Source organism: Mesorhizobium australicum WSM2073, assembly GCF_000230995.2.
Taxonomy (GTDB): domain Bacteria; phylum Pseudomonadota; class Alphaproteobacteria; order Rhizobiales; family Rhizobiaceae; genus Mesorhizobium; species Mesorhizobium australicum.
This window is the reverse complement of record NC_019973.1, coordinates 3,191,100-3,212,109: the sequence shown is the minus strand read 5'-3', so window position 1 is coordinate 3,212,109 and position 21,010 is coordinate 3,191,100. Positions and strand designations below refer to the sequence as shown.

16 protein-coding genes are annotated in these 21,010 nt (G+C 65.9%); 11 read left to right on the top strand and 5 right to left on the bottom strand.

The features are described 5' to 3' along the window. Window positions 1-138 precede the first annotated feature (138 nt). Window positions 139-315 carry a hypothetical protein gene (locus MESAU_RS31235; protein WP_157163654.1) on the top strand — a complete coding sequence of 59 codons (177 nt, stop codon included), beginning with the start codon at window positions 139-141 and terminating at the stop codon, window positions 313-315. Here MESAU_RS31235 and MESAU_RS15345 read toward each other — a convergent pair. Next, window positions 297-1,589, bottom strand: coding sequence for an MFS transporter (locus tag MESAU_RS15345; RefSeq protein WP_041163791.1), 1,293 nt, complete (start codon window positions 1,587-1,589; stop codon window positions 297-299). The genes MESAU_RS31235 and MESAU_RS15345 overlap by 19 nt on opposite strands. Window positions 1,590-1,786: 197 nt before the next feature. Here MESAU_RS15345 and MESAU_RS15340 point away from each other — a divergent pair, with 197 nt between their 5' ends. Further along, the gene (locus MESAU_RS15340) at window positions 1,787-2,740 is read left to right on the top strand and encodes a LysR substrate-binding domain-containing protein (RefSeq protein WP_015316949.1); all 954 of its coding nucleotides are present in this window, start codon (window positions 1,787-1,789) and stop codon (window positions 2,738-2,740) included. A 130-nt stretch (window positions 2,741-2,870) separates the two neighbouring features. Here MESAU_RS15340 and MESAU_RS15335 read toward each other — a convergent pair whose 3' ends face one another. Then, window positions 2,871-3,488, bottom strand: a complete 618-nt coding sequence (locus tag MESAU_RS15335) for a TetR/AcrR family transcriptional regulator (protein WP_015316948.1) — start codon at window positions 3,486-3,488, stop codon at window positions 2,871-2,873. A gap of 252 nt (window positions 3,489-3,740) precedes the next feature. Between MESAU_RS15335 and MESAU_RS15330 the strand changes: the two genes are divergently transcribed. The 6 genes from MESAU_RS15330 to MESAU_RS15305 all read left to right on the top strand — a co-directional run bounded on the left by MESAU_RS15330 (window position 3,741) and on the right by MESAU_RS15305 (window position 11,578). Next, window positions 3,741-4,271, top strand: a complete 531-nt coding sequence (locus MESAU_RS15330; RefSeq protein WP_015316947.1) for a (2Fe-2S)-binding protein — start codon at window positions 3,741-3,743, stop codon at window positions 4,269-4,271. Continuing rightward, window positions 4,268-5,326, top strand: coding sequence for an FAD binding domain-containing protein (locus MESAU_RS15325; protein WP_015316946.1), 1,059 nt, complete (start codon window positions 4,268-4,270; stop codon window positions 5,324-5,326). The genes MESAU_RS15330 and MESAU_RS15325 overlap by 4 nt, the downstream gene beginning before the upstream one ends. Next, window positions 5,316-7,574, top strand: coding sequence for a xanthine dehydrogenase family protein molybdopterin-binding subunit (locus MESAU_RS15320; RefSeq protein ID WP_015316945.1), 2,259 nt, complete (start codon window positions 5,316-5,318; stop codon window positions 7,572-7,574). Before MESAU_RS15325 ends, MESAU_RS15320 begins: the two co-directional genes overlap by 11 nt. A 229-nt stretch (window positions 7,575-7,803) precedes the next feature. Further along, entirely contained in the window at window positions 7,804-8,286 is a 483-nt protein-coding gene (locus MESAU_RS15315; protein WP_015316943.1) for a (2Fe-2S)-binding protein, read from the top strand. Further along, entirely contained in the window at window positions 8,283-9,266 is a 984-nt protein-coding gene (locus MESAU_RS15310) for an FAD binding domain-containing protein (protein ID WP_015316942.1), read from the top strand. The genes MESAU_RS15315 and MESAU_RS15310 overlap by 4 nt, the downstream gene beginning before the upstream one ends. Next, window positions 9,263-11,578, top strand: a complete 2,316-nt coding sequence (locus MESAU_RS15305; protein WP_015316941.1) for a xanthine dehydrogenase family protein molybdopterin-binding subunit — start codon at window positions 9,263-9,265, stop codon at window positions 11,576-11,578. Before MESAU_RS15310 ends, MESAU_RS15305 begins: the two co-directional genes overlap by 4 nt. Before the next feature lie 94 nt (window positions 11,579-11,672). On the opposite strand, the gene MESAU_RS15300 is transcribed toward MESAU_RS15305, so the two are convergent. Beyond that, entirely contained in the window at window positions 11,673-12,683 is a 1,011-nt protein-coding gene (locus tag MESAU_RS15300) for a zinc-dependent alcohol dehydrogenase family protein (protein WP_015316940.1), read from the bottom strand. Between the two features lie 95 nt (window positions 12,684-12,778). On the opposite strand from MESAU_RS15300, the gene MESAU_RS15295 reads away from it, so the two are divergent. Further along, window positions 12,779-13,705: a LysR family transcriptional regulator gene (locus MESAU_RS15295; RefSeq protein WP_041163790.1), complete on the top strand. Its 927-nt coding sequence runs from the start codon at window positions 12,779-12,781 to the stop codon at window positions 13,703-13,705. Window positions 13,706-13,740: 35 nt separating this feature from the next. Here the strand turns inward: MESAU_RS15295 and MESAU_RS15290 are convergent, their stop codons facing one another. Continuing rightward, window positions 13,741-15,042 carry a helix-turn-helix transcriptional regulator gene (locus tag MESAU_RS15290; protein WP_224683851.1) on the bottom strand — a complete coding sequence of 434 codons (1,302 nt, stop codon included), beginning with the start codon at window positions 15,040-15,042 and terminating at the stop codon, window positions 13,741-13,743. Between the two features lie 46 nt (window positions 15,043-15,088). Here MESAU_RS15290 and MESAU_RS15285 point away from each other — a divergent pair, with 46 nt between their 5' ends. Continuing rightward, complete coding sequence (locus tag MESAU_RS15285) at window positions 15,089-16,045, top strand: AraC family transcriptional regulator (RefSeq protein ID WP_015316937.1); 957 nt, start codon at window positions 15,089-15,091, stop codon at window positions 16,043-16,045. A 211-nt stretch (window positions 16,046-16,256) separates the two neighbouring features. Continuing rightward, window positions 16,257-20,066, top strand: a complete 3,810-nt coding sequence (locus tag MESAU_RS15280) for an autotransporter outer membrane beta-barrel domain-containing protein (protein WP_015316935.1) — start codon at window positions 16,257-16,259, stop codon at window positions 20,064-20,066. A gap of 61 nt (window positions 20,067-20,127) precedes the next feature. On the opposite strand, the gene MESAU_RS15275 is transcribed toward MESAU_RS15280, so the two are convergent. Then, window positions 20,128-21,009 (bottom strand): EamA family transporter, encoded by an 882-nt coding sequence (locus MESAU_RS15275; protein WP_015316934.1) that lies wholly within the window; start codon window positions 21,007-21,009, stop codon window positions 20,128-20,130. Window position 21,010 lies beyond the last annotated feature (1 nt).

Here is a 21,010-nt window from a genome sequence, read left to right as displayed (position 1 = left end):
GCAGGCGTCCGCCAGTTCCGCCCGGCGAGTGGTTGTGGAAGACCGTCTTGAAGGATTCCAGCAGCACCGGACTGCACCGTCGGCAAGGCCTGGACTCCGATCGACGCCGGCGTGGGTTCACCAATAAGCGACTTCATCATGGCAAGCGCCTCGGCGACGCCCTTGTCATCGGGACGCCACGAGCCGGTAGCCTTTGGCGATCTCGATTGCCGAGCGCAGGCCGAGATCGACCGTGGTATCGGAATGTCGATGCCTTGCGCGCGCATCGAGGACAGCGTGTCGAGCGCCAGCTGGTCTCATGCCACCTTCTCGTAGCGGGCGCGGCTCAGGCTGACCAGGCAGGCGATGGCCGCGCAGATGCCGGCCAGGACCAGCGCGAGGCTGGGTGCGCCTGTCAGCGGCACGGTCGCGAAAATGATCGACATCGAAATGGCGCCAAGCGTTTGTCCCAACAGCCGTGCCGTGCCCTGCATGGCTCCCGCCGCACCGCTGCGCGCCTTGGGTGCGGAGAGAAGCAGGATGCGATTGTTCGGCGTCTGGAAAAGACCAAAACCCGTGCCCGCGACGACGGTTCCGACCAGGAAGGCAATCGCCCTTGGACCGGGCGGTGTCAGGCCCGCGATCAGAAGGCCGATCGCCAGCAACCCGCCGCCGGCGGCGCACAGCCACGCTGTCTTGAAACGATCGGCCAGCCGCCCCGAAATCGGAGCGATGATGATCGTCGCGATGGGCCATGGCATCATGTAGAGGCCCGCCTGGACCGGGCTCATGTGCAAGGTGTGCTGCAGGTAGAATGGCAGCGCGACGTAGCTGAGCATCTGCCCGGTGAAGCACGAGATCGAAGCGATGACGGCTACCCGGAAGGCTGGATCGGCCAAGAGGTCGGTCGGCACGATCGGTGCGGCACTCCTGCGTTCGAGAGACAACAAGATGACGAGGCACAGGACGGAACAACCGATCAGGATCGACCCGCTGACCGGCGCACCGGCGATGCGGTCGGCGCCCGTGAAGAACAGGATGAACATCAGTGTGTTGGCCAGCAATGCCACGAGGTTGAGGTGACGCTTCACGCCATCCAGATGCGCAAGCAACCCGCCAGACAACAGGACGATGATGCCGATCGGGATGTTGACGGCGAACAGCCACGGCCAGCTGGAAACGGAGAGGATCGCGCCGGCGACACCAGGGCCGGCGGCCGCGGAAATCGCGATCGTCATCGCGTTGAAGCCGATGACGGTTCCGAGCAGCCGCTGCGGCACCGAAACGCGCAGGTTCATCGGCCCGGTCGCCATGATGGCGCCCGCCCCCAGTCCCTGGATGGACCGGGCAGCCACAAGAACAGGCAGGCTGCCGGCGAAGGCGCAGGCGGCCGAAGCCACCGTGAACAGCGCGACACCCAGAAGAAAGACACGCCGGGGGCCGTGGATCTCGCCCAGCGCGCCGCAAGGCAAAAGAGCCACAAGGACCGCAAGCTGGTAGCTCGACACCACCCAAACGGTGCTGCTGGCACTGGCATTGAGCGAGGCCGCGATGGATGGCAGCGCGACATTGGCGATGGCGCCGTCCAGCACGACGAGCACCAGCGTCATCAGCAGGACGCCGATGGCCAGGTAGCGGCGTGGCGACGGCAGGCCGTCATGGGCGGGATTGATCGTTGCGGCTATGGACATCGGAGGCTCCGCTTCGTTGGTGTCGCCGCATCGATACCGCTCACCCTATGATTGCACCAGGCGCAACGGAGTAAATTGACCGTTGCGTCAAACGCCTCATCTCGTTAGGCTCTCTCATGCTCGATCTCGACCTGAACCTTCTGGTGGCGCTTGACGCCTTGCTGCGGGAGCGCAGCGTCTCGGGCGCCGCCAAGAAACTTGGCCTCAGCACGTCCGCGATGAGCCGCACACTGTCGAGATTGCGGTTGGCGCTGAGCGATCCCATCCTGGTTTCGGCGGGACGCGCCATGGTGGCGACGCCTCATGCCGAAGCGATTGCCGAACAGGTGCACACGCTGACGTCGGCGGTCCGGTCCGTGCTCAGCCCCTCGCCGGAGATCGACATCAGCCAGGTGCGGCGCGATTTCACCATCCGGGCCAATGAAGCCTTCGTGCTGCTCTACGCCGCGCGTCTCCATGCCCTTGTCACCAGTGCCGCGCCCGGCATAAGGCTGCGCTTCGCGCCCCGACCGGACAAGCGCATCGAACTGCTGAGAGAAGCCACGATCGACCTCGATATTGGCGTGCTTTCGGGTGATGGTGCCGAATTGCGCGGTCAGGCGTTGTTCGAGGACCGTTTTGTCGGCGTGGCGAGAACCGGGCATCCGCTTCTGGAGACCGAAATAACCGCTGAGCGTTACGCCGCGTGCCGGCACGTGGTCTCATCCCGGCGAGGCCATTTCATCGAACCGATCGATGAAGCACTCGCCGAACTTAACCTTTCGCGAAAGGTCGATCTGGTGGTGCCGAGCTATCCGGCGGTCGTCGCGGTCGCGGCCGCATCCGATCTCGTTGGACTGGTGCCGCGCTCGTACCATCTGGGTGCGACAGGCCGTACCCAGATGTTTGATCTGCCGGTGGCAAGCCCAGGCTTCACCATCACCCAGGCATGGCACCCCCGCATGGATGCCGATCCCGTGCATCGCTGGCTGCGATCGTTGATCTTCAAGGAGTTTCCGGGCGCGGTTCGCCGGCTCGAGCAGCCGGCGACGGCAGGGAGCCTGGTGGCGGATCGACGGCGGACCGACTGATCCTGTTTCCGGACCGGAGCAGTCGCCGAGCTGCCATGCCGGAGCCAAATTCAGCCGCCCCCAAACACGATCGCACGATCAGCGTTTGTCATCGCTCGCCCTCATGCCGGGGCAAGCGGCGTTCGCCCTCTCATCCAGCCTTCCTCGCCCCGAACCGCAACCCGTCCATCAGGAGCTTGACCAGGCGGCGCGAGCGGTCGCGCCATTCGGGCGTGTCGGGCGCCGAGTAGATGCCGCCGAGCGCATGCAGCACGTCGGAGGCATCGACATCGCCGCGGATGGTGCCGTCGGCCACCGCCGCCTCGACCAGTTGCCGCAGCGCCTGCGACACCCGTCCCGACGTGTCGGAAAACAGCGTCGAATTGGTGGTGAACAGGATGCGCAGGCTGGTCGCCAGGCCGCGCTTGGTGGCGATGTAGTCGACGAAGCGGCGCATCCATTCTTCCAGCGCCACATCGGAGGGATATCTTGCAGCGAGCTCGCCGGCCGCCGCGCACAACCCCTCCGCTTCGCGGCGGTAGACCACCTCGACCAGATGCTCGCGTGTCGGAAAATGCCGGTAGAGCGTGCCGATGCCGACGCCGGCGCGCCGCGCGATCTCCTCCAGCGAGGCGTCGATGCCGCGCTCGGCAAAGACCGCAGCCGCCACCTCGACCAGCCGGTCGCGATTGCGCCGTGCATCGGCACGCAACGGCTTGTCGGCGGCGGCGGTTTTTTGGTCAGCAGTTGCAATGGGCTCAAAAGCCAATTTTTTTCTCCACCAGGGATATGGGGGCTTGAACCACGCCTGGCCAGCCCCCACGTAAATAAACGGAGGCACCTCCGCTTTTAGTGGAGAACCCTCATCATATAATCAGGGGAACCGGTATGTCACGTCTTTCGAAGCCGCAACCCGCCACTTTCCCAACCCGCAGGAGATTGGCCGTCGCCTGACCTTGCCCTTCCCCGCCCCTACCCCACTTCATTCCCCTCAGCGTCAAGCAACTGGAGCCAGACGCCCATGACCAGCCTTCCCATCTCGCTTACCGTCAACGGACATCGACACGAACTGGAGGTCGACCCACGCGTCACCTTGCTTGACCTGCTGCGCGAGCGGCTTGAGTTCACCGGCACGAAGAAGGGCTGCGACCGCGGCCAGTGTGGCGCCTGCACGGTGCTGGTCGACGGCAAGCGCATAAACTCCTGCCTGGCGCTGGCGGTCAGCCATGACGGCGCCGAAGTGCTGACCATCGAAGGTATCGCTCACGGTGAAGAACTGCACCCTGTGCAGGCCGCCTTCATCGCCCATGACGGTTTCCAGTGCGGTTTCTGCACGCCCGGGCAGATCATGAGCACGCTCGGCCTGATCGCCGAAGGACAGGCTGGCGACGATCCCGAGCGCATCCGCGAGGGGCTGAGCGGCAACATCTGCCGCTGCGCGGCCTATGGCGGCATCGTCGAGGCCGTCCTGGAAGCCCAGAAAAACATGGAAGCCCAGAAAAACATGGCCGACACCGCCACCACCGAGGCACGCAGGAGGACCGCGGCATGAGAGACTTCGATTTCATCAGGCCGGCCACCGTCTCCGACGCCATAGCGGCGGCGGCCGAACCGGGTTCGGCCTATCTCGCCGGCGGCACCAATCTGCTCGATCTGATGAAGGGCGGCATCACCAGCCCCGAACGGATCGTCGACATTACCCGCCTGCCGGAACTCAATCGCATCGAAACGCTCGATGATGGCGGCCTGCGCATCGGCGCGCTGGTCCGCAATGCCGATCTCGCACATGATCCGGCCTTCGCCAGAGCCTATCCGGCGGTGGCCGAAGCGCTGCTTTCGGGCGCCTCTGCGCAGCTTCGCAACGCCGCCACTGTCGGCGGCAATCTGTTGCAGCGCACGCGGTGCAGTTACTTCTACGACACCGCCAGCGCCTGCAACAGGCGCGAACCCGGTTCCGGCTGCTCGGCGCTTGGCGGCGAGAACCGCCTGCATGCGGTGCTGGGCTGGAGCGATGCCTGCATCGCCACCCATCCCTCCGATTTCTGTGTGCCGCTGGTGGCGCTGGACGCCGTCGTCGAGATCGAGGGCAAGGGAGGCCGGCGCCACGTGACCTTGGAGGAATTCCACCGGCTTCCAGGCGACACGCCGCAGCGCGAAACCGTGCTGCAGCCAGGCGACCTGATCGTTGCGGTGCGCCTGCCGGCGGAAGCAGCGTCCTTCGCCGCCCACGCCCGCTACCTGAAGCTACGCGAACGCACCTCCTATGCCTTCGCCGTCGTTTCGGCTGCCGCGGCCCTGACCGTTGCCGACGGCAAGATCCGCGCCGCGCGGCTGGCGCTCGGCGGTGTCGCGGCCAAGCCATGGCGGGCGCGCTCGGCGGAAGCGGTGCTGCTCGGCGCCGATGCCAATGAAGCGAGCTTCGTTCGGGCCGCGGATGCGGCTCTGGTCGACGCCAGCCCCTCCGGCGACAATGCGTTCAAGATCGAGCTTGCCCGCCGCATTGTCGTCAGGGCGCTGATGTCCGCACAGGCGGGAACGCCCGCTCTGATGCCCGCTTTGCCTGCTTCCCCTTTTTCCTCCCTTCCCGGAGTGCGTCATGACGCTTGAACTCGGCCTCAACCAACAGCCTGCCCATACGCGCCAGGGCTCCAGCATCGGCCAGCCGCTGACGCGTCGCGACGGATTTTTGAAAGTCACCGGGGCCGCGCGCTTTGCCGCCGATAACAATCCGCCCGGCATGCTCTATGCCGTGCTTGCCGTCTCCAGCATCGCACGCGGCCGGGTTGTCTCGCTGGATGTCGAGGCGGCCAAGGCGCATGCGGGCGTGGTCGAGGTGATGACGCCACTGAACCGGCCGGCGCTCGCCGTCGATCCGGATGCCAAGGACCATCCCTTCATGTTCCGGCTCGACCTGCTGCAGAACGATGGGGTTCGCTACCCCAACCAGAGCATTGCCGTGGTAATCGCGCAGACGCTGGAAGCGGCGACCGAAGGGGCGGCACTGTTGTCGCCTCGCTATGAGGAGTTGCCGGCGCGCGTTGGTCTGGACGGCGCCAAAAGCTTCGTGCCGCGCGGCGTCGGCGTCGGCAATCCGGCTGTGCAGGAGAAGGGCGATGTCGAGGCCGGCCTCAAATCGGCAAGGACGCGGATCGAGGCGACCTACGAGACGCCGGCCCAGTACCACAACGCCATGGAGCCCCACGCGATCGTCGCTGCCTGGGATGGCGACCGGCTGTCGATCGACACGCCGAGCCAGGGCCTGGCCATGGCGCAGGGCCGCATCGCCGGCCTGTTCGGCATCGCGCCGCAAAACGTCCATATCCGCAGCCCTTTCCTGGGCGGCGGCTTCGGCTCCAAGGGCATGATTTCCGGACCGCAAGTGCTCGGCATCCTGGCGGCGCGTCTCGTCGGCCGCCCGGTCAAGCTGGTGCTCCGGCGCGAGCAGATGTACGGCCCCGTCGGTCACCGCGCCCCGACCCGCCAGACATTGCGCATGGGCATGGATGGCGAAGGGCTGCTGACCGCGATCTCCCATCACGCCAGGACCACGTCGAGCACGTTCGACGATTTCTTCGAACCGGCGGCCGATGCCTCGCACACGCTCTATGCCAGCCCGGCCATCGCCACCTCGCACGATGCCGTGCGGCTCGACACCGGCACGCCGCTGTTCATGCGGGCGCCAGGCGAGGCCACCGGATCGATCGCGCTTGAGAGCGCCATCGACGAGGCGGCCCATGCCTGCGGCATGGACCCGCTGGAATTCCGGCTCAGGAATTACGCCGAGGTCGAACCGATGACCGGCAAGCCGTTCTCCTCCAAGGCGCTGCGCGAATGTTACGAACAGGCCGCCGAGGCGTTCGGCTGGGCGAGCCGCCCGCTGCAGCCGCGGCGGATGCGCGACGCCGACGGTTTCCTCACCGGCTGGGGCATGGGCACGGCGACGTTCCCGGCACTCATGTTCCAGGCGGAGGCACGCGCGGTGCTGAGGGCCGACGGCACCGGCTTGATGGAGACCGGCGCCCAGGACATGGGCCAAGGCGCCTGGACGGCTTTTGCCCAGATTGCAGCAGACGGGCTGGGGCTCGACATCGACCAGGTCGATTTCAGGGCCGGCAGTTCCGACCTGCCCAATGCGGGTATCGCCGGCGGTTCGGGTCACACGGCGACGGCCGGCATGGCCATCCACAATGCGGGTGCGGCCGTCATCGCCAACCTTGCCGATCTCGCCACCGGCGACGAAGCCTCGCCGCTGTTCGGCGCCGGCAATGAAGGCGTTGTTGCACGCGGCGGACGCCTTTACCGGCGCGATGACGAAAGCCGCGGCGAAAGCTATGCCGAGATCCTCGTCCGCGCGGGCCTGACCGAAATCGAGGGCCGGGGCAAAGGCGCTCCGGACCCGGCCTCCCAGGAGACTTACGCCAAGCACGCGCATGGGGCCGTCTTCGCCGAGGTGAAGGTCGACCCGGATCTCGGCCAGATCCGCGTCACCCGGCTGGTCGGCGCATTCGCCGCCGGACGGGTCATCAATCCGCGGCTGGTGCGCAGCCAGTATTATGGCGGGATGATCTGGGGCGTTTCCTTCGCGCTGCATGAGGAAGCCGTCACGGACCGGCGTTCCGGCCGCATTCAGAATGCCAACCTGGCGGACTATCATGTCCCGGTGAATGCCGACGTGCCCTCGGTCGAGGCGCTGCTGGTTCACGAGGACGACCCTTACGTGAACGCCCTCGGCATCAAGGGCGTTGGCGAAATCGGCATCACCGGCACTGCCGGCGCCATCGCCAATGCGGTCTGGCACGCGACCGGCGTGCGCCCACGGCGCTTTCCGATCCGGATCGAGGACCTGCTGGGGTGACGAGCGGTCCGCCCGAAACGACAGGCCTGCGCCAGAGCATGATGCCGAAAAGTGGGAACCGGTTTTCGGACGACATCATGCTCTATCTCTTTGATTTAGACGCGGATTCAGATTTCAGGTCGAACGGACCTGAAATCATCCGGCTCTAGGGCAGGCAAGCGGTCGGTTGGAGCGCCCTGCCCAGTTTCAATTCATTCCCCCAGCGTCAAGCAACTGGAGCCAGACGCCCATGACGAGCAAGACCACGATTCCCGTCCATCTCGATATCAACGGCCAGCATCACACGCTGGAACTCGAGCCGCGTGTCACGCTGCTCGACGCCTTGCGTGACAGGCTCGGCCTGACCGGCACCAAGAAGGGCTGCGACCACGGCCAGTGCGGCGCCTGCACCGTCCATGTCGACGGCGAGCGCGTGCTGGCCTGCCTGACGCTGGCCGCACAGGCCGAGGGCCGCGCCATCACCACCATAGAGGGGCTTGCACGGGAGGGCGAACTGCATCCCGTGCAGGCTGCTTTCCTCGAGCAGGACGCCTTCCAGTGCGGCTACTGCACGCCAGGCCAGATCATGTCGGCGGTGGCCTGCATCCGCGAGGGCCATGCCGGCTCGGACGAGGAAATCCGCGAATACATGGCCGGCAATCTCTGCCGCTGCGGCGCCTATCCGCACATTGTCGCCGCCGTGCGCCAGGCGGCGCTGGAGGCCGCGTCATGAGGGATTTTTCCTATTTTCGCGCCACCTCGGCTGATGCCGCCCGCCAGGCGGCCGCGCTGCCCGGCGCCATGCTTCTGGCCGGCGGCACCACGCTGATCGACCTCGCCAAATGCGGTGTCGCCGAGCCCGACACGCTGGTCGATATCACCCATCTCGAGGGGTTCGACCAGATCGAGATCGACGAGCGCGGCGCCGTCATCGGCGCGCTCGCCAGGATGGGCCATGTCGCCGACCATGACGACATCAAGAGCCGCTTCCCCGCCATCTCCGAAGCGCTCTGGCAGGCAGCCTCGGCGCAGATCCGCAACATGGCGACCGTCGGCGGCAATCTGATGCAGCGCACGCGCTGCCCCTATTTCCGCGATCCCTCGAACTTTGCCGCCTGCAACAAGCGCGAACCAGGCAGCGGCTGTTCGGCGATCGGCGGCGTTACCAGGGGCCATGCCGTGCTTGGCACCAGCGAGGCTTGCATCGCCATGTATCCCGGCGACCTCGCCACCGCGCTCGTCGCCTTCGACGCAACGGTCCATCTCGGCGAACGGCGCGTGCCGGTGGAGGACTTTTTCCTGCTGCCAGGCACGACGCCCGACAGGGAACACGCGATCGGACCGGGCGAGATGATCACCGCCATCGAAATCCCTTCTTCCGCCGTCGCCCGCCGTTCGACCTATCTGAAGATCCGCGACCGGCAGTCCTATGAGTTCGCCGCGGCCAGTGCCGCTGTCGGGCTCGAACTGGAGGCCGACGGGCGCACCATCCGCGACCTGCGCGTGGCGCTCGGTGGCGTCGCGACCAAACCCTGGCGGGCGCGAGCCGTGGAAGCCGCGCTGAAAGGCAAGGTGCTGGAGCCGGACGCTGTTCGCACGGCCAGCCTGCTCGCCGTCGAAGGCGCCGTCGACCATGGCGCCAACCGCTACAAGATCGAACTCGCGCCGCGCGTCGTCGCACGCGCCATCCTCAAATTGGGAGAAGCGGCATGACCGTTCACATCGCAAGCACTGTTTACGTCGGAAGACATGGCGACGCGTCCGACGGCGCGCAGGTGGAGGCCGTCGGCGGCCGGCTGTCGCGCGTCGACGGCCCGGCCAAGATCACGGGTGCGGCGAAATACGCCGTCGAGCAGCGGCTCGAAGGGCTCGCCCATGCCGTGCTGGTCGAAAGCACCATCGCATCCGGCAAGGTGCGCGCCATCGAGACGGCGGAGGCCGAGACTGCGCCGGGCGTCCTCAAGGTGTTGACACCAGACACGATCATCAGCCTGAAAACCGCCTCGGACTGGTTCGGCACGCCGCCGCCGGACAAACCCTATTGTCCGCTGGCGCGCGACGTCACCTTCTCGGGCCAGCACGTCGCCGCCGTGGTCGCCGAGACCTTCGAGCAGGCCGTGGCCGCCGCGACGATGGTCAAGGTCAGCTATGATGAGGCTCCGGCCATCGTCGACCTCAGCGACGGCAAGGCCGGTGACGGTGTCCCGGTCGACGCCATGACCAAGGAATGGGGCGACGCGGCCGCCGCCTTCGCCTCCGCCCCGGTGCGCGTCTGCGCCGCCTACAACACGCCGCGCGAATACCAGGCGCCGATGGAGCCGCATGGCCTGATCGCCCGCTGGGAGGGCGACCGTCTCACCGTGTGGGAGCCGAGCCAATGGCTGGACGGCATGGCGCGCACCTATGCCGAATGGTTCGGCGTGCCGTTCGAGAATGTGCGGCTGGTATCGCCCTATGTCGGCGGCGGCTTTGGCTCCAAGGCGCTGGCGCTCAGCCATGGCGCGATTGCCGCAAGTGCGGCAAAAATGCTCGGCCGGCCGGTGCGGCTGGTCATGACGCGGCCGCAGACCTTCACCGGCTATGGCGGTCGCGCCGCGACGCGGCAGACGGTGACGATCGGCGCCGACCATGACGGAAGAATCCAGTCGATCGTGCATCGCGGCGTCAACGAAACCTCCATCGACGGCATGTGGGTCGAGCCGCTGGGCTCGGTCACCTCGATCATGTACGCGACGCCGAACTTCTCTTCGAAACAGAATGTCGTGCGGGTGAATTCGGTGGTGCCGGGCGCCATGCGCGCACCGGGTGAAAACCCGTCCGCCTTCGGCATCGAAAGCGCCATCGACGAGCTCGCTTACGAGGTCGGCATCGATCCGCTGGAAATCCGGCTGCGCAACTACGCCGAACAGGATCCGCACGCGAAAAAAGCCTGGTCGACCAGGCAGTTGCGCGAGGCTTTCGCAGCGGGTGCCGAACGCTTCGGCTGGGCCAGGCGCACGCCTGAGCCACGCTCGATGCGCGACGGCAACCATCTGGTCGGCTGGGGCGTGGCCGCCGGCACCTATCCGGTGCGGCGCGCCTATGGCGAGGCGATCGTGCGCATCCTGGCCGACGGCTCGGTCGAGGTCGAAAGCTCCTCCATCGACATGGGCCAGGGCACCTACACCATCCTGGCGCAGACGGCCGCCGAAACGGTCGGCGTTGCGGCCAACGACGTGGCGGTGAAGCTCGGCGATTCGCGCTTCCCCCGCGCCGGCGTCGCCGGCGGCTCGCGGCTGGCCGGCGTGATGACGGGCGCCGTCCACAAGGCCGCGACCTCGGCGCTCGACCAGCTGGTCGGCCTGGCGATCAGCGATCCGCGCTCGCCCTTCCATGCGCTGCAGGCCAACACGCTGGTCGTCGTCAATGGCCGCATCACCGCGCCGCGGGGCGACGGCCCCGACGTCTCGATCGCCGAACTGCTCAAAAGCGTTGGCCGCGACCGCATCGAGGCGACGGGCGACACCATGCCGGCCAATTCGAGCGTCGAGGATCGCTACAAGAACTACACCACCATCGCCATGGCGCTGCCACACACGGAGGGTGACTATTCGCGCCATTCCTGGTGCGCGCATTTCGTCGAGGTGCGCGTCGACGAGGATTTCGGCACGGTGCGTGTGTCGCGCGTCGTGTCGGCGCTGGATTCGGGCCGCCTCTACAATCCGAAACTCGCCGAGAGCCAGTGGAAGGGCGGCATCATCATGGGCATCGGCCAGGCGCTGCTCGAAGAAGGCATCGTCGATCGCCGCCACGGCCGCATCGTCAACAACAACCTCGCCGACTATCTCATCCCGACCAATGCCGACATCCCCGACATCGAGGTGATCTCGGTGGGGATTCCCGACCCGCACTCCTCGGTGCTCGGCGGCAAGGGCGTCGGCGAGCTGGCGATCGTCGGCATGGCGCCGGCCATTGCCAACGCGGTGTTCCATGCCACAGGCAAGCGCGTGCGGGATCTGCCGATCACGCTGGAGAAGCTGATCTGACGGTGAGGCTGCCAATCTTCCCCCTCGTGGGGGAGATTGGATGTCGCGGCGGTTCCGCCAATTTTCAACATTGAAAAAAAAGCGCCTGCGCCGATCACCACTCCAGCCCGAACACCAGCTTGCCGAAGTGCAGGCCGCCGGCGGCCATGTGGGCGTAGGCTTCGGCCGCTTCGTCGGGCGAAAACACCTTGTCGACCACCGGCTCGATCCGGGCCGCGCCGACGGCGCGGGCGGCGTCGCTGAGATCGGACACCGATCCGGTGTTGTTGCCGACCACCTTCAGCGCCTTGATGATGATCGGCAGCAGATTGATCGTGGCTTCGGCACCGGTGACGAAGCCGATGGTGAACAGCGTACCGCCGGGCGCGGTGGCGTTGACGGCGCGGGCGAAGGTGGCACTGCCCCCGGTCTCGACGACAAGGTCGGCGCCGAGGCCGCCGGTCAACTCCAGCACCTTGCCATCCCACTCGGGCGTCACGCGGTAGTTGATGAGATGATCGGCGCCGAGCGCCTTCGCCCGCTCCAGCTTTTCGTCCGACGACGAGGTGATGATGACGGTCGCGCCGGCGGCTTTGGCGAGCTGCAGGGTGAAGATGGAGACGCCGCCAGTGCCAAGCAGCACGACGACCGAGCCCGGCCCGACATCGGCGGCGCGGATGGCGTTCCAGGCGGTGGTGCCGGCGATGGGCAGCGTCGACGCCGCCTCGGAGGAAAGATGCGCCGGCACCGGCACCAGCGAATTGGCCGGCAACGCGACATATTCGGCCAGTGACCCCGGCAGCGAAATGCCGCGCATCTGCGTCATTTCGTAAGGCCGCGGCGGCCCACCGATCCAGCGCGGCTTGGCATGGGCGATGACGCGATCGCCGATGGCGAATCTCGCAACGTCCTCGCCCAGCGCGACGATCTCGCCGGCGCCGTCGGCTACGGGGATGAGCGGAAAGCTCGGTCCGGGATAATTGCCGCTTGCCACCGCCACATCGACGAAATTGAGGCTCGCCGCACGCTGGCGGATCAGCACCTCTCCGCGCTGCGGTTCGGGGGTTGCAACGGTGGCGGCGCGGAAGGCGTCCAGCCTGGGCTGGCTGAGTTCGATGGCTTTCATGGTTTCACTCCGGTGGACGATTGGTGGTTGAGTGAACCTATTTGCTGCGTTATCTCTGGATAATCCTCGTTTCGCGAAATTGAGAACTGTGAATGATGCAGCAATCTCACGAACCCGCTGCCCTTGCCGAGATGGCTGCGTTCGCGGCCATCGCCGAGGCGCGCTCCTTCACCAAAGCGGCGGCGCGGGTCGGGCGCGACGCGACCATTCTGTCGCGGCGCCTGCAATCGCTGGAAACGCGGCTGGGGGTGAGATTGCTCTCGCGCACGACGCGCAGCGTCTCGCTGACCGAAGCGGGCGCCGAATTCCTGATGCGCGTGCGCGCCATCCTTGCATCCGTCGACGAGGCCGAGGCCGTCGCGTCCGCGCATGCCGGAGGCCGCCCGCGCGGCGTGCTCAGGCTGGCGCTGCCCGGCACGTTCGGGCGCATGTGGATCGGGCCGCTGCTGCCTCAATTCCTTGCCGAATTTCCCGATGTCCGCATCGAGGCCGAATTCTCCAACCGCTTCACCGATCTGGTCGCCGAGAATTTCGACGTCGCCGTGCGGCTGGGCAGCCTGGAGGATTCGCGCCTGGTGGCACGCAAGGTGGCGACGCGACGCAGGCTGCTCTGCGCGGCTCCCTCCTATCTCGCCCGCAGGGGCACGCCGGAGACGCCGCAGGCGCTGCTCGATCATTCCTGCCTGGGCTTCTCGGGCTTCCAGACCTTTCCGGCCTGGGAGATGACCGACCGCGAGGGCCGGCGCGCGCGCGTCGAGGTTTCCGGGCCGTTGGTCAGCGACGATGCCGAGGTGCTGGTCGAGGCCGCCGTGCAGGGGCTCGGCCTGATGATGAGCACCGACTGGCTGGTCGGGCGCGAGCTTGCCGATGGACGGCTGGTGCCTGTGCTGGAGGAGTGGACCTTGGCGGATGAAGGCGCCGTCTATGTCGTCACGCCCTCGGCCAAGGGAAAAGCCGCCAAGACCCGCGCCTTCACCGACTGGATCGGCAAGCGCTTCGCGCCGGAACCGCCCTGGCGGTAAAGCCGCTGACCCGCTCGCGGTAGAGACTGCGCGCTTCAGGGCCCATGAGCCGCCAGCGGCATGCCGATGTCCGACACGAGTTTGACGAGGTCGGCTTGGCGTCTCGTGCCGGTTTTGGCAAAGATTCGGTTGAGGTGGGTCTTCAAGGTGTTTTCGCCAATGCCGAGCGCCAACGCGCTCTTGGACGCTGACAATCCGCTGCCGATCCGCAGCAGCACCCGCGCCTCCGAGGGCGTAAGATCGAACAGCGTGGTCAGAACGGCCTCCGGGAGGGGAGAAGCCGATGTCGTCGTCGATATGAACACAGCCGCGCATGCCGGCCGGAAAACCGCGCGCGCCGTTCCTTCAGTCAACGGCAACACATAGGCAACGGCGGGCGGCTGGCCTTGGGCCGAAACCGGCAGCCCTATGCCGCGCGCGCCAAGCGAGGCATCCGCGCTCGCCGTGCTGGCGATCGCGTCGAGCAGGGCGCGGGCCACGACCCGATTCTGTGCCTGGAGCAGGCCGTTCCTGGAGAGAATGGGCCCCTGCACCGAAAACATCTGTTCGGCGGCCGCATTCGCATGGAGGATTGCTCCATTGGCGTGGGTAAGCACGACAGGCACAGCCAAATGATCGAGCGCCTGACGATAAAGATCGATGGTGATGCGGCCCTGGTCGAGCAGATCGCCGATCAGCGAAGCACGGCGCAGATGCGGCGAGAGCAATGCCAGGAAATGCTGCTCTTCGATCGAGATGCCTCCCCTGCTGGCTCGCGTGGTGCAGCCCAGAAGCCCGATTCGGTCCGGCGTATGAACGAATTTGGTGATGCAAGCCTCGCGCAGTCCCTGCGGTTTGGCCCAGTTCTGAAAAAACGGCGTCAGTTGGAGTTCGCTTTCGCTCATGAGCGACAGCGTCGCAACGGGCCGGTCGACATCGCCGACGACCGCTGCCTTCAGCCCGGGAATTCCATCAAAGTCATAGTCTTCTTCGAGGGCCCGCATCCGTACGGGATCCCAGGGCGACTGAGCCGCGAAACGGCCGCTATTATGGGCGGTGCCGGCAAGCGCGATGGTGGTATAGGCCGCGTCGACAGCTTTCGTGACGCGGGTCATGACTCCGGCCCAGCCTTCCGGGTTCAAAACGCAATCGTAGATATCGCCGATAATCGAACTCAGGACTTCACTGCTCAGCCTTTCCATCACACCTCCAGGCACGCCCCGATCTCGCCTCGGAGGAATTTGTGACATCATACTTTTGGATGACGCAAGTCGCGGCCGCTCTCGACTATGGGTTGAACTTGGTCGCTTGAACGCCGGGCCGCCACTGTTGCCGGTTATTGTCGCAATGGAAAGCATCGCGTTCGATATTTTTTAAGCCGTGGACAGTTGTCGAGGTTCCCCATTGTCGCGAAAGACGGTGCTTTCATCGGCTCGGTTGCCACCGCATCTTGATGAACGAGAACGATTTTCCCCGTGGCAAGACATCCCTGTCGCGGAAATACGGTCGGCCGAATACGACAGTCCGGCAAACCTGCACTTCGAAGCCATCGAAGCCACGGCCGTCGGTTCAGCGGTTCTCGGCCAGATGTCCGGACCCGTCAAGCATGCCACACGCAAAGCGAGCAACATCGCCAATGACGACAAGGACGGCTATCTGCTGATGATCAACAAGGCCGACACCATGCTGTCAGGGGTACATGCCGGCCGCGAATATGCCGTCGGCCGGGGAGAGGCCGTGCTTGTCACCGCATCGGAAGCTCTGAAAATGAACGGTGCCGACAGCAATGTCTGGACGAATGTGGTGGTCCCACGCGCGATCCTCCTGCGCGCCTTCCCGCAGATCGATGACAGGCTGGGGCTGAAGATCGGCGCCGACAGCGAAGCCCTCGAGCTTCTCAAACGCTATTGCCTGCTTCTTGAAAGCGGCAGCCCGCTTGCCTCCGCGGATCTGATCACGCACGCGACGGACACGATCGTGGATCTGATCGGCCTGGCGACCGGCGCAAAAGGTCGAGCTGCCGAACTGGTCGGGCTTCGGGGCCTGCGCGCTGCCAGGCTGGAGGCCGTCCTCGCAAGGATCGCCGAGGATTTTATCGACCCCGGCATCTCCGCCCAAAGTGTCGCTCTACAACTCGGCCTGTCGGTGCGCTACGTCCACGACCTCCTTCAGGAGACGGGAATGAGCTTCTCCGAACGCGTTCTCGAACTGCGTCTGCAGAGCGCCCACAGGATGCTCTCGCACAAACACAGCGACATGCGGGTCAGTGACATCGCCCTGACAAGCGGATTCAGCGACGTATCGTACTTCAACCGCTGCTTTCGTCGCCGTTTCGGCTATACGCCGACAAGCGCCAGATAAGTTTTGCAGCCTTCGCCAGCAGTCCGGTACCGCCCGTGCGAGGCCGTTCCGCAGCGGCTTGCGCCACCGATGACGCCGAACTGCCACAATGCGCGCAAAACACGCTGCTTTTCACTCCAGTCCAATTCCGGTGCGGCCCTGCCCAAGACAAGGCCGGGCTCCAATGACATGTCAGCCTCAGGGTGAAACGACTGTCATGTCAGGGGATCGAATGCCGCGGAATGCATTTGGAGGCCGTAAGGCCAACGCATTGAAAAACCTGGCGCTGGCGTCGACGGCACTGGTCTGCCTTGGCCTGCCGATCCCCGCATCGGCAGCCGAGATCTGGACCGGCGCCGCCTCCACGGATTGGTTTACCGCCGGAAACTGGAACCCCGCCGCTGTTCCGACATCGAGCGACGATGTTATGCTCGATCCGGTGTTCCCGCACCCGACCGTGGTCAATGCGGCGAATGCGGCCGCTCATTATCTGTTTGTCGGCACCATTTCGAGTTACTCGGGCTCGCTGACGATCACCAATGGCGGCACCCTCTCCGACACTGCCGGCTATCTCGGCTACGCTTCGGACGCGAGCGGCACCGTGAGCGTCACTGGAGCAGGCTCCGTCTGGAGCAACAGTTCGGACCTTTTCCTTGCCTTGGGTACGAACAGCAACGGCACCTTGACGATCTCCAGCGGCGGCGCTGTGAGCGACAAAGTGGGTCATGTCGGCTACGGCCCGGGCACCGGCACCGTAACGGTGGACGGCCCGGGCTCGACATGGACCAACAGCGGAGATCTTTATATCGCCGAATTTGGCACAGGCACGCTGGACATCACCAATGGCGGCGTGGTCAGCAATGCCATGGGCACCATCGGTTGGCATGTAGGCTCCACCGGCACGGTGACGGTCGACGGAGCGGGTTCGACCTGGACAAACTCCTCCCACCTATACGTCGGCGATCAGGGCACCGGTGCGCTGAAAATCTCGAACGGCGGCAAGGTCAGCAATCTGAGCGGTATCCTGGGCAACCTGGCGGGCTCCAGTGGCACGGCAACTGTCGACGGTGCTGGCTCGACCTGGGCGAACGCGGCCCTTGCGGTTGGGAACGCGGGCTTCGGCGCGCTGACGGTCACGAATGGCGGCGCGGTCACCAGTTCGGTGGGCTATGCCGGCTATGCCGCGGGCTCCAAGGGCCTGGTGGCGGTCGACGGCGTCGGCTCGGCCTGGACCAACACTTCGGACCTCTTCATCGGCTTCCAGGGCCAGGGTACGCTGACGGTCTCGAATAGCGGCGCGGTCAGCAACACCATCGGTATGATCGGCGCGCAGACGGGCTCGACCGGCATCGCGTTCGTCGATGGCGCCGGCTCGATCTGGACAAACAGCTCCAACCTGATTGTGGGCAATTTGGGTAACGGCGCACTGGGGATCACTCACGGCGGCGTGGTCAGCAACACCTGGGCCGCTGTCGGCGCGAAGACGGGCTCCATCGGCATGGCGTTCGTCGACGGCACCGGCTCAACCTGGGCGAATACGGGCGAACTCATTGTTGGCCAATCAGGAACCGGCACGCTCGACATCACCAATGGCGGCGCCGTTAGCAACCAGACTGGCTCTGCGGGCTACGACGTCGGGTCCATGGGCACCGTCACGGTCGATGGACCGGGTTCGAGCTGGACGAATTCCGGCGACCTGTTCCTCGGTTTCAAGGGCGCCGGCACGCTCCAGGTGGCAGATGGCGGCCATGTCCTCAACCAGGCCGCACTCCTCGCAGTGTTTGAAACCGCAACCGCCACCGTGACGGTGGACGGGGCGGGATCCTCCTGGAGCACCGATGACAATCTTATCCTGGGAAGCGCCGGTCACGCGGCGCTTTCCATCTCCAGCGGCGGTTCAGCGGATGCAGATTCCGTCTTTGTCGGCCAGGCGGCGACAGCCACCGGTGCGGTTACCGTCGACGGCGTGGGCTCGAAATGGACCAACAAGAACGGCATGTACCTTGGCGGTCTGGGAATCGGCACGCTTGCCGTCACCAATGGCGGCGTCGCATCCGGCGGCGGCACCTACATGGCGTTCGCCGCCGGTGCCACCGGCCAGGCAACCGTTGATGGCCCGGCCTCACTGTGGGAGATGCACGGCGACCTGGATATCGGGTTCAGCGGCACTGCTTCGGTGACGCTCTCCAACGGCGGCACCGCTCTGGTGGACGGCTCTACCGCGATCGCCAGCCAGGCCGGCTCTGTCGGCGCGCTTAACATCGGCGGCGCGGCGGGCTCCGCGGCGGCGGGCGCCGGCGTCCTCGATTCGGCAACGTTGCAGTTCGGCTCCGGCACCGGCACGCTCAATTTCAACCATACCAGCGCGAACAATGGCTTCGCTTCGGCGATCAGCGGACTGGGGACGATCAACCAGATCGCCGGCAACACCAAGTTGACCAGCAATTCCTCCGGCTTCACCGGGACGACGAACGTTCTCGGCGGCGGCCTCTATGTCAACGGCTCGCTCGGCGGCGCGATAAATGTCACCGGCGGCCTGCTTGGCGGGTCGGGCACGGTAGGCATTGTGACCATTGCTTCGGGCGGCACCTTTGCACCGGGCAATTCGATCGGCACGATCAATGTTAGCAACACAGCCTTCTCGGCCGGTTCGACTTACGCAGTTGAAGTCGAAATCGGCGGCACATCCGATCGGATCAACGCCACCGGTACGGTGACGATTGGCGGCGGCACGGTCGACGTCATACCCTATCCGGATTATGCGACCGGCACGACCTATACGATCGTCACGGCGGCGGGCGGTGTCACCGGCACCTTCGACAAGGCCAGTCTCGAAGACGGCTCGATCTTCATTGCGCCGACGCTCACCTATGACGCGAACAATGTCTATCTCAACCTGGCCAAGGCAAGCTTTGCCAGTGTAGGCCTGACGCCGAACCAGATCGCCACCGGCGGCGGCGCCGAAAGCCTTGGCGCCGGCAATCCGCTCTTCGATGCCATCTTTGCCTTGTCGAGCGAGGCAGCCGCCCAGGACGCTTTCGACCAGCTTTCCGGCGAAATCCATGCCTCGGCCAAGGGCCTGCTGATCGAGGACTCCCGCTTCGTTCGCGACGCCGCCAACAGCCGCATCGCTGCCGCCTTCGGCGATGCCGGCGCGGCGGCGCTTCCGGTCATGGCCTATGGCGAGGGCGGCCCCGAGATGGTCGCCGCCGATACCGATCGCTTCGCCGTCTGGGGCCAGGCGTTCGGTTCCACGGGCAGTAGCGCCAGCGACGGCAACGCCGCCGCCTTCGACCGCTCGACCGGCGGCCTGCTGGCCGGCGCCGACACTTTGGTCGGCGGCTGGCGCGTCGGTGTTCTCGGCGGCTACAGCCATTCCTCCTTCAACGCCGACGATCGCAATTCCTCCGGCAAGAGCGACAGCTACCATCTCGGCCTCTATGGCGGCACCAATTGGGGCGCCATCGCCTTCCGCACCGGTGCGGCCTACAGCTGGAGCAGCCTCTCGACCAAGCGCTCCGTCGCCTTCACCGGTTTTGCCGATCAGCTCTCGGCCAACTACGATGCGGGCACCGCGCAGATGTTCGGCGATCTCGCCTACAAGGCCGAGACCAGCGGGGCCTTCAAGTTCGAACCCTTCGCCAACCTCGCTTATGTCAGCCTGCACACTGAAGGCTTCAGCGAAACCGGCGGTGCGGCGGCCTTGACCAGCGCTGGCGCGAGCAGCAACGTCACCTTCGCCACGCTCGGCTTGCGCGGCTCGACCGATTTTGGGCTTGGCGGCGTCAATGCCACCGCGCGCGGCATGCTCGGCTGGCGCCACGCTTTCGGCGACGTCACGCCGACTTCAAGTTTCGCCTTCGCCGGCGGCGACGCCTTCACCATCGCCGGCATACCGATCGCCAGGAACGCGGCGGTAATCGAAGCCGGCGTCGACATGAAAATGTCGCCCAATGCCACGCTCGGCCTGTCCTATTCCGGGCAGTTCGGTGGTGGCACCGTCGACAACGGCGCCAAGGCAAACCTCAGCGTCAAGTTCTGACGACAACAGGCCGCCGGCTCGCGCCAAATTGACGTCGCCGGGCGGTCCCGGCGTCCGCCCCCTACTCCGGCGACGGCACCGGCGGCTTCGAGGTTAGCGCGGTGCCGGCGGCGGCCACGATCACGGCGGCGATGCCGGCCAATTGCGGCGTGGTCAGGCTTTCCCGCAGGAACAGGAACCCGGCCAGCGCGCCAAGCCCCGGCTCGAGGCAGGTCAGCGTGCCATAGATGCGCGCCGGCATGCGGGTCAGCGCCACCATCTCCAGGAAGAACGGCAGCGCGCTCGAGAACAGGCCGACGAGCAGCGCGCTGACCAGGATCGACGGCGCGAGCAGGCCGCTTCCCGCCTCGGCAATGCCAAAGGGCAGCACCAGCACAGCGGCGATCGCCATGCCATAGGCGGTGGTGCGGGTGCCGAGTTCCGCGCCCGCCTTCTGCGCCAGAACGATATAGAGCGCCCAGAACCCGCCGGCCGCCAGCGCCAGCATCACGCCGATCGGGTCGAGCGGCTTGAGCGAGTGGATGAAGGGCGACAACAGCACGATGCCGGCGACCGCAAGTGCGATCCAGGCAAAGTCGCTGGCCCGCCGAGAGGTCAGTGTCGCCACCAGCAGCGGACCGGAAAACTCCAGCGCCACCGCGACGCCAAGCGGGATCCTGGCAAGTGCCGCGTAGAACAGAAGGTTGAGCGCGCACAGCGTCACCCCATAGGCGATGAGCCACGGCATGGTGGCGCGCGAGGGCCGTACCTGCCAGGGCCGCAGCACCGCGATCAGCATCAGCGCGCCGATGACCAGCCTGAGCGTCGTCGTGCCTTGCGCGCCGATCACCGGAAACAGCGTCTTGGCGAAGGTGGCGCCGATCTGGATCGACACCATGGCCCCCATCAGCGCCGCGACCGGCAAGGGTGCGGCTTCGCGGCTGGCAAGCGGCATTGATGTCACT

What these genes read in the sequence shown, in the direction of transcription:
- MESAU_RS15280 (WP_015316935.1), top strand. Translation starts at nt 16,257, where the DNA reads ATGCCGCGGAATGCATTTGGAGGCCGTAAGGCCAACGCATTGAAAAAC.
- MESAU_RS15320 (WP_015316945.1), top strand. Translation starts at nt 5,316, where the DNA reads ATGACGCTTGAACTCGGCCTCAACCAACAGCCTGCCCATACGCGCCAG.
- MESAU_RS15345 (WP_041163791.1), bottom strand. Translation starts at nt 1,589, where the DNA reads ATGACGCTGGTGCTCGTCGTGCTGGACGGCGCCATCGCCAATGTCGCG.
- MESAU_RS15330 (WP_015316947.1), top strand. Translation starts at nt 3,741, where the DNA reads ATGACCAGCCTTCCCATCTCGCTTACCGTCAACGGACATCGACACGAA.
- MESAU_RS15310 (WP_015316942.1), top strand. Translation starts at nt 8,283, where the DNA reads ATGAGGGATTTTTCCTATTTTCGCGCCACCTCGGCTGATGCCGCCCGC.
- MESAU_RS15315 (WP_015316943.1), top strand. Translation starts at nt 7,804, where the DNA reads ATGACGAGCAAGACCACGATTCCCGTCCATCTCGATATCAACGGCCAG.
- MESAU_RS15340 (WP_015316949.1), top strand. Translation starts at nt 1,787, where the DNA reads ATGCTCGATCTCGACCTGAACCTTCTGGTGGCGCTTGACGCCTTGCTG.
- MESAU_RS15290 (WP_224683851.1), bottom strand. Translation starts at nt 15,042, where the DNA reads ATGCTTTCCATTGCGACAATAACCGGCAACAGTGGCGGCCCGGCGTTC.
- MESAU_RS15325 (WP_015316946.1), top strand. Translation starts at nt 4,268, where the DNA reads ATGAGAGACTTCGATTTCATCAGGCCGGCCACCGTCTCCGACGCCATA.
- MESAU_RS31235 (WP_157163654.1), top strand. Translation starts at nt 139, where the DNA reads ATGGCAAGCGCCTCGGCGACGCCCTTGTCATCGGGACGCCACGAGCCG.
- MESAU_RS15300 (WP_015316940.1), bottom strand. Translation starts at nt 12,683, where the DNA reads ATGAAAGCCATCGAACTCAGCCAGCCCAGGCTGGACGCCTTCCGCGCC.
- MESAU_RS15305 (WP_015316941.1), top strand. Translation starts at nt 9,263, where the DNA reads ATGACCGTTCACATCGCAAGCACTGTTTACGTCGGAAGACATGGCGAC.
- MESAU_RS15295 (WP_041163790.1), top strand. Translation starts at nt 12,779, where the DNA reads ATGCAGCAATCTCACGAACCCGCTGCCCTTGCCGAGATGGCTGCGTTC.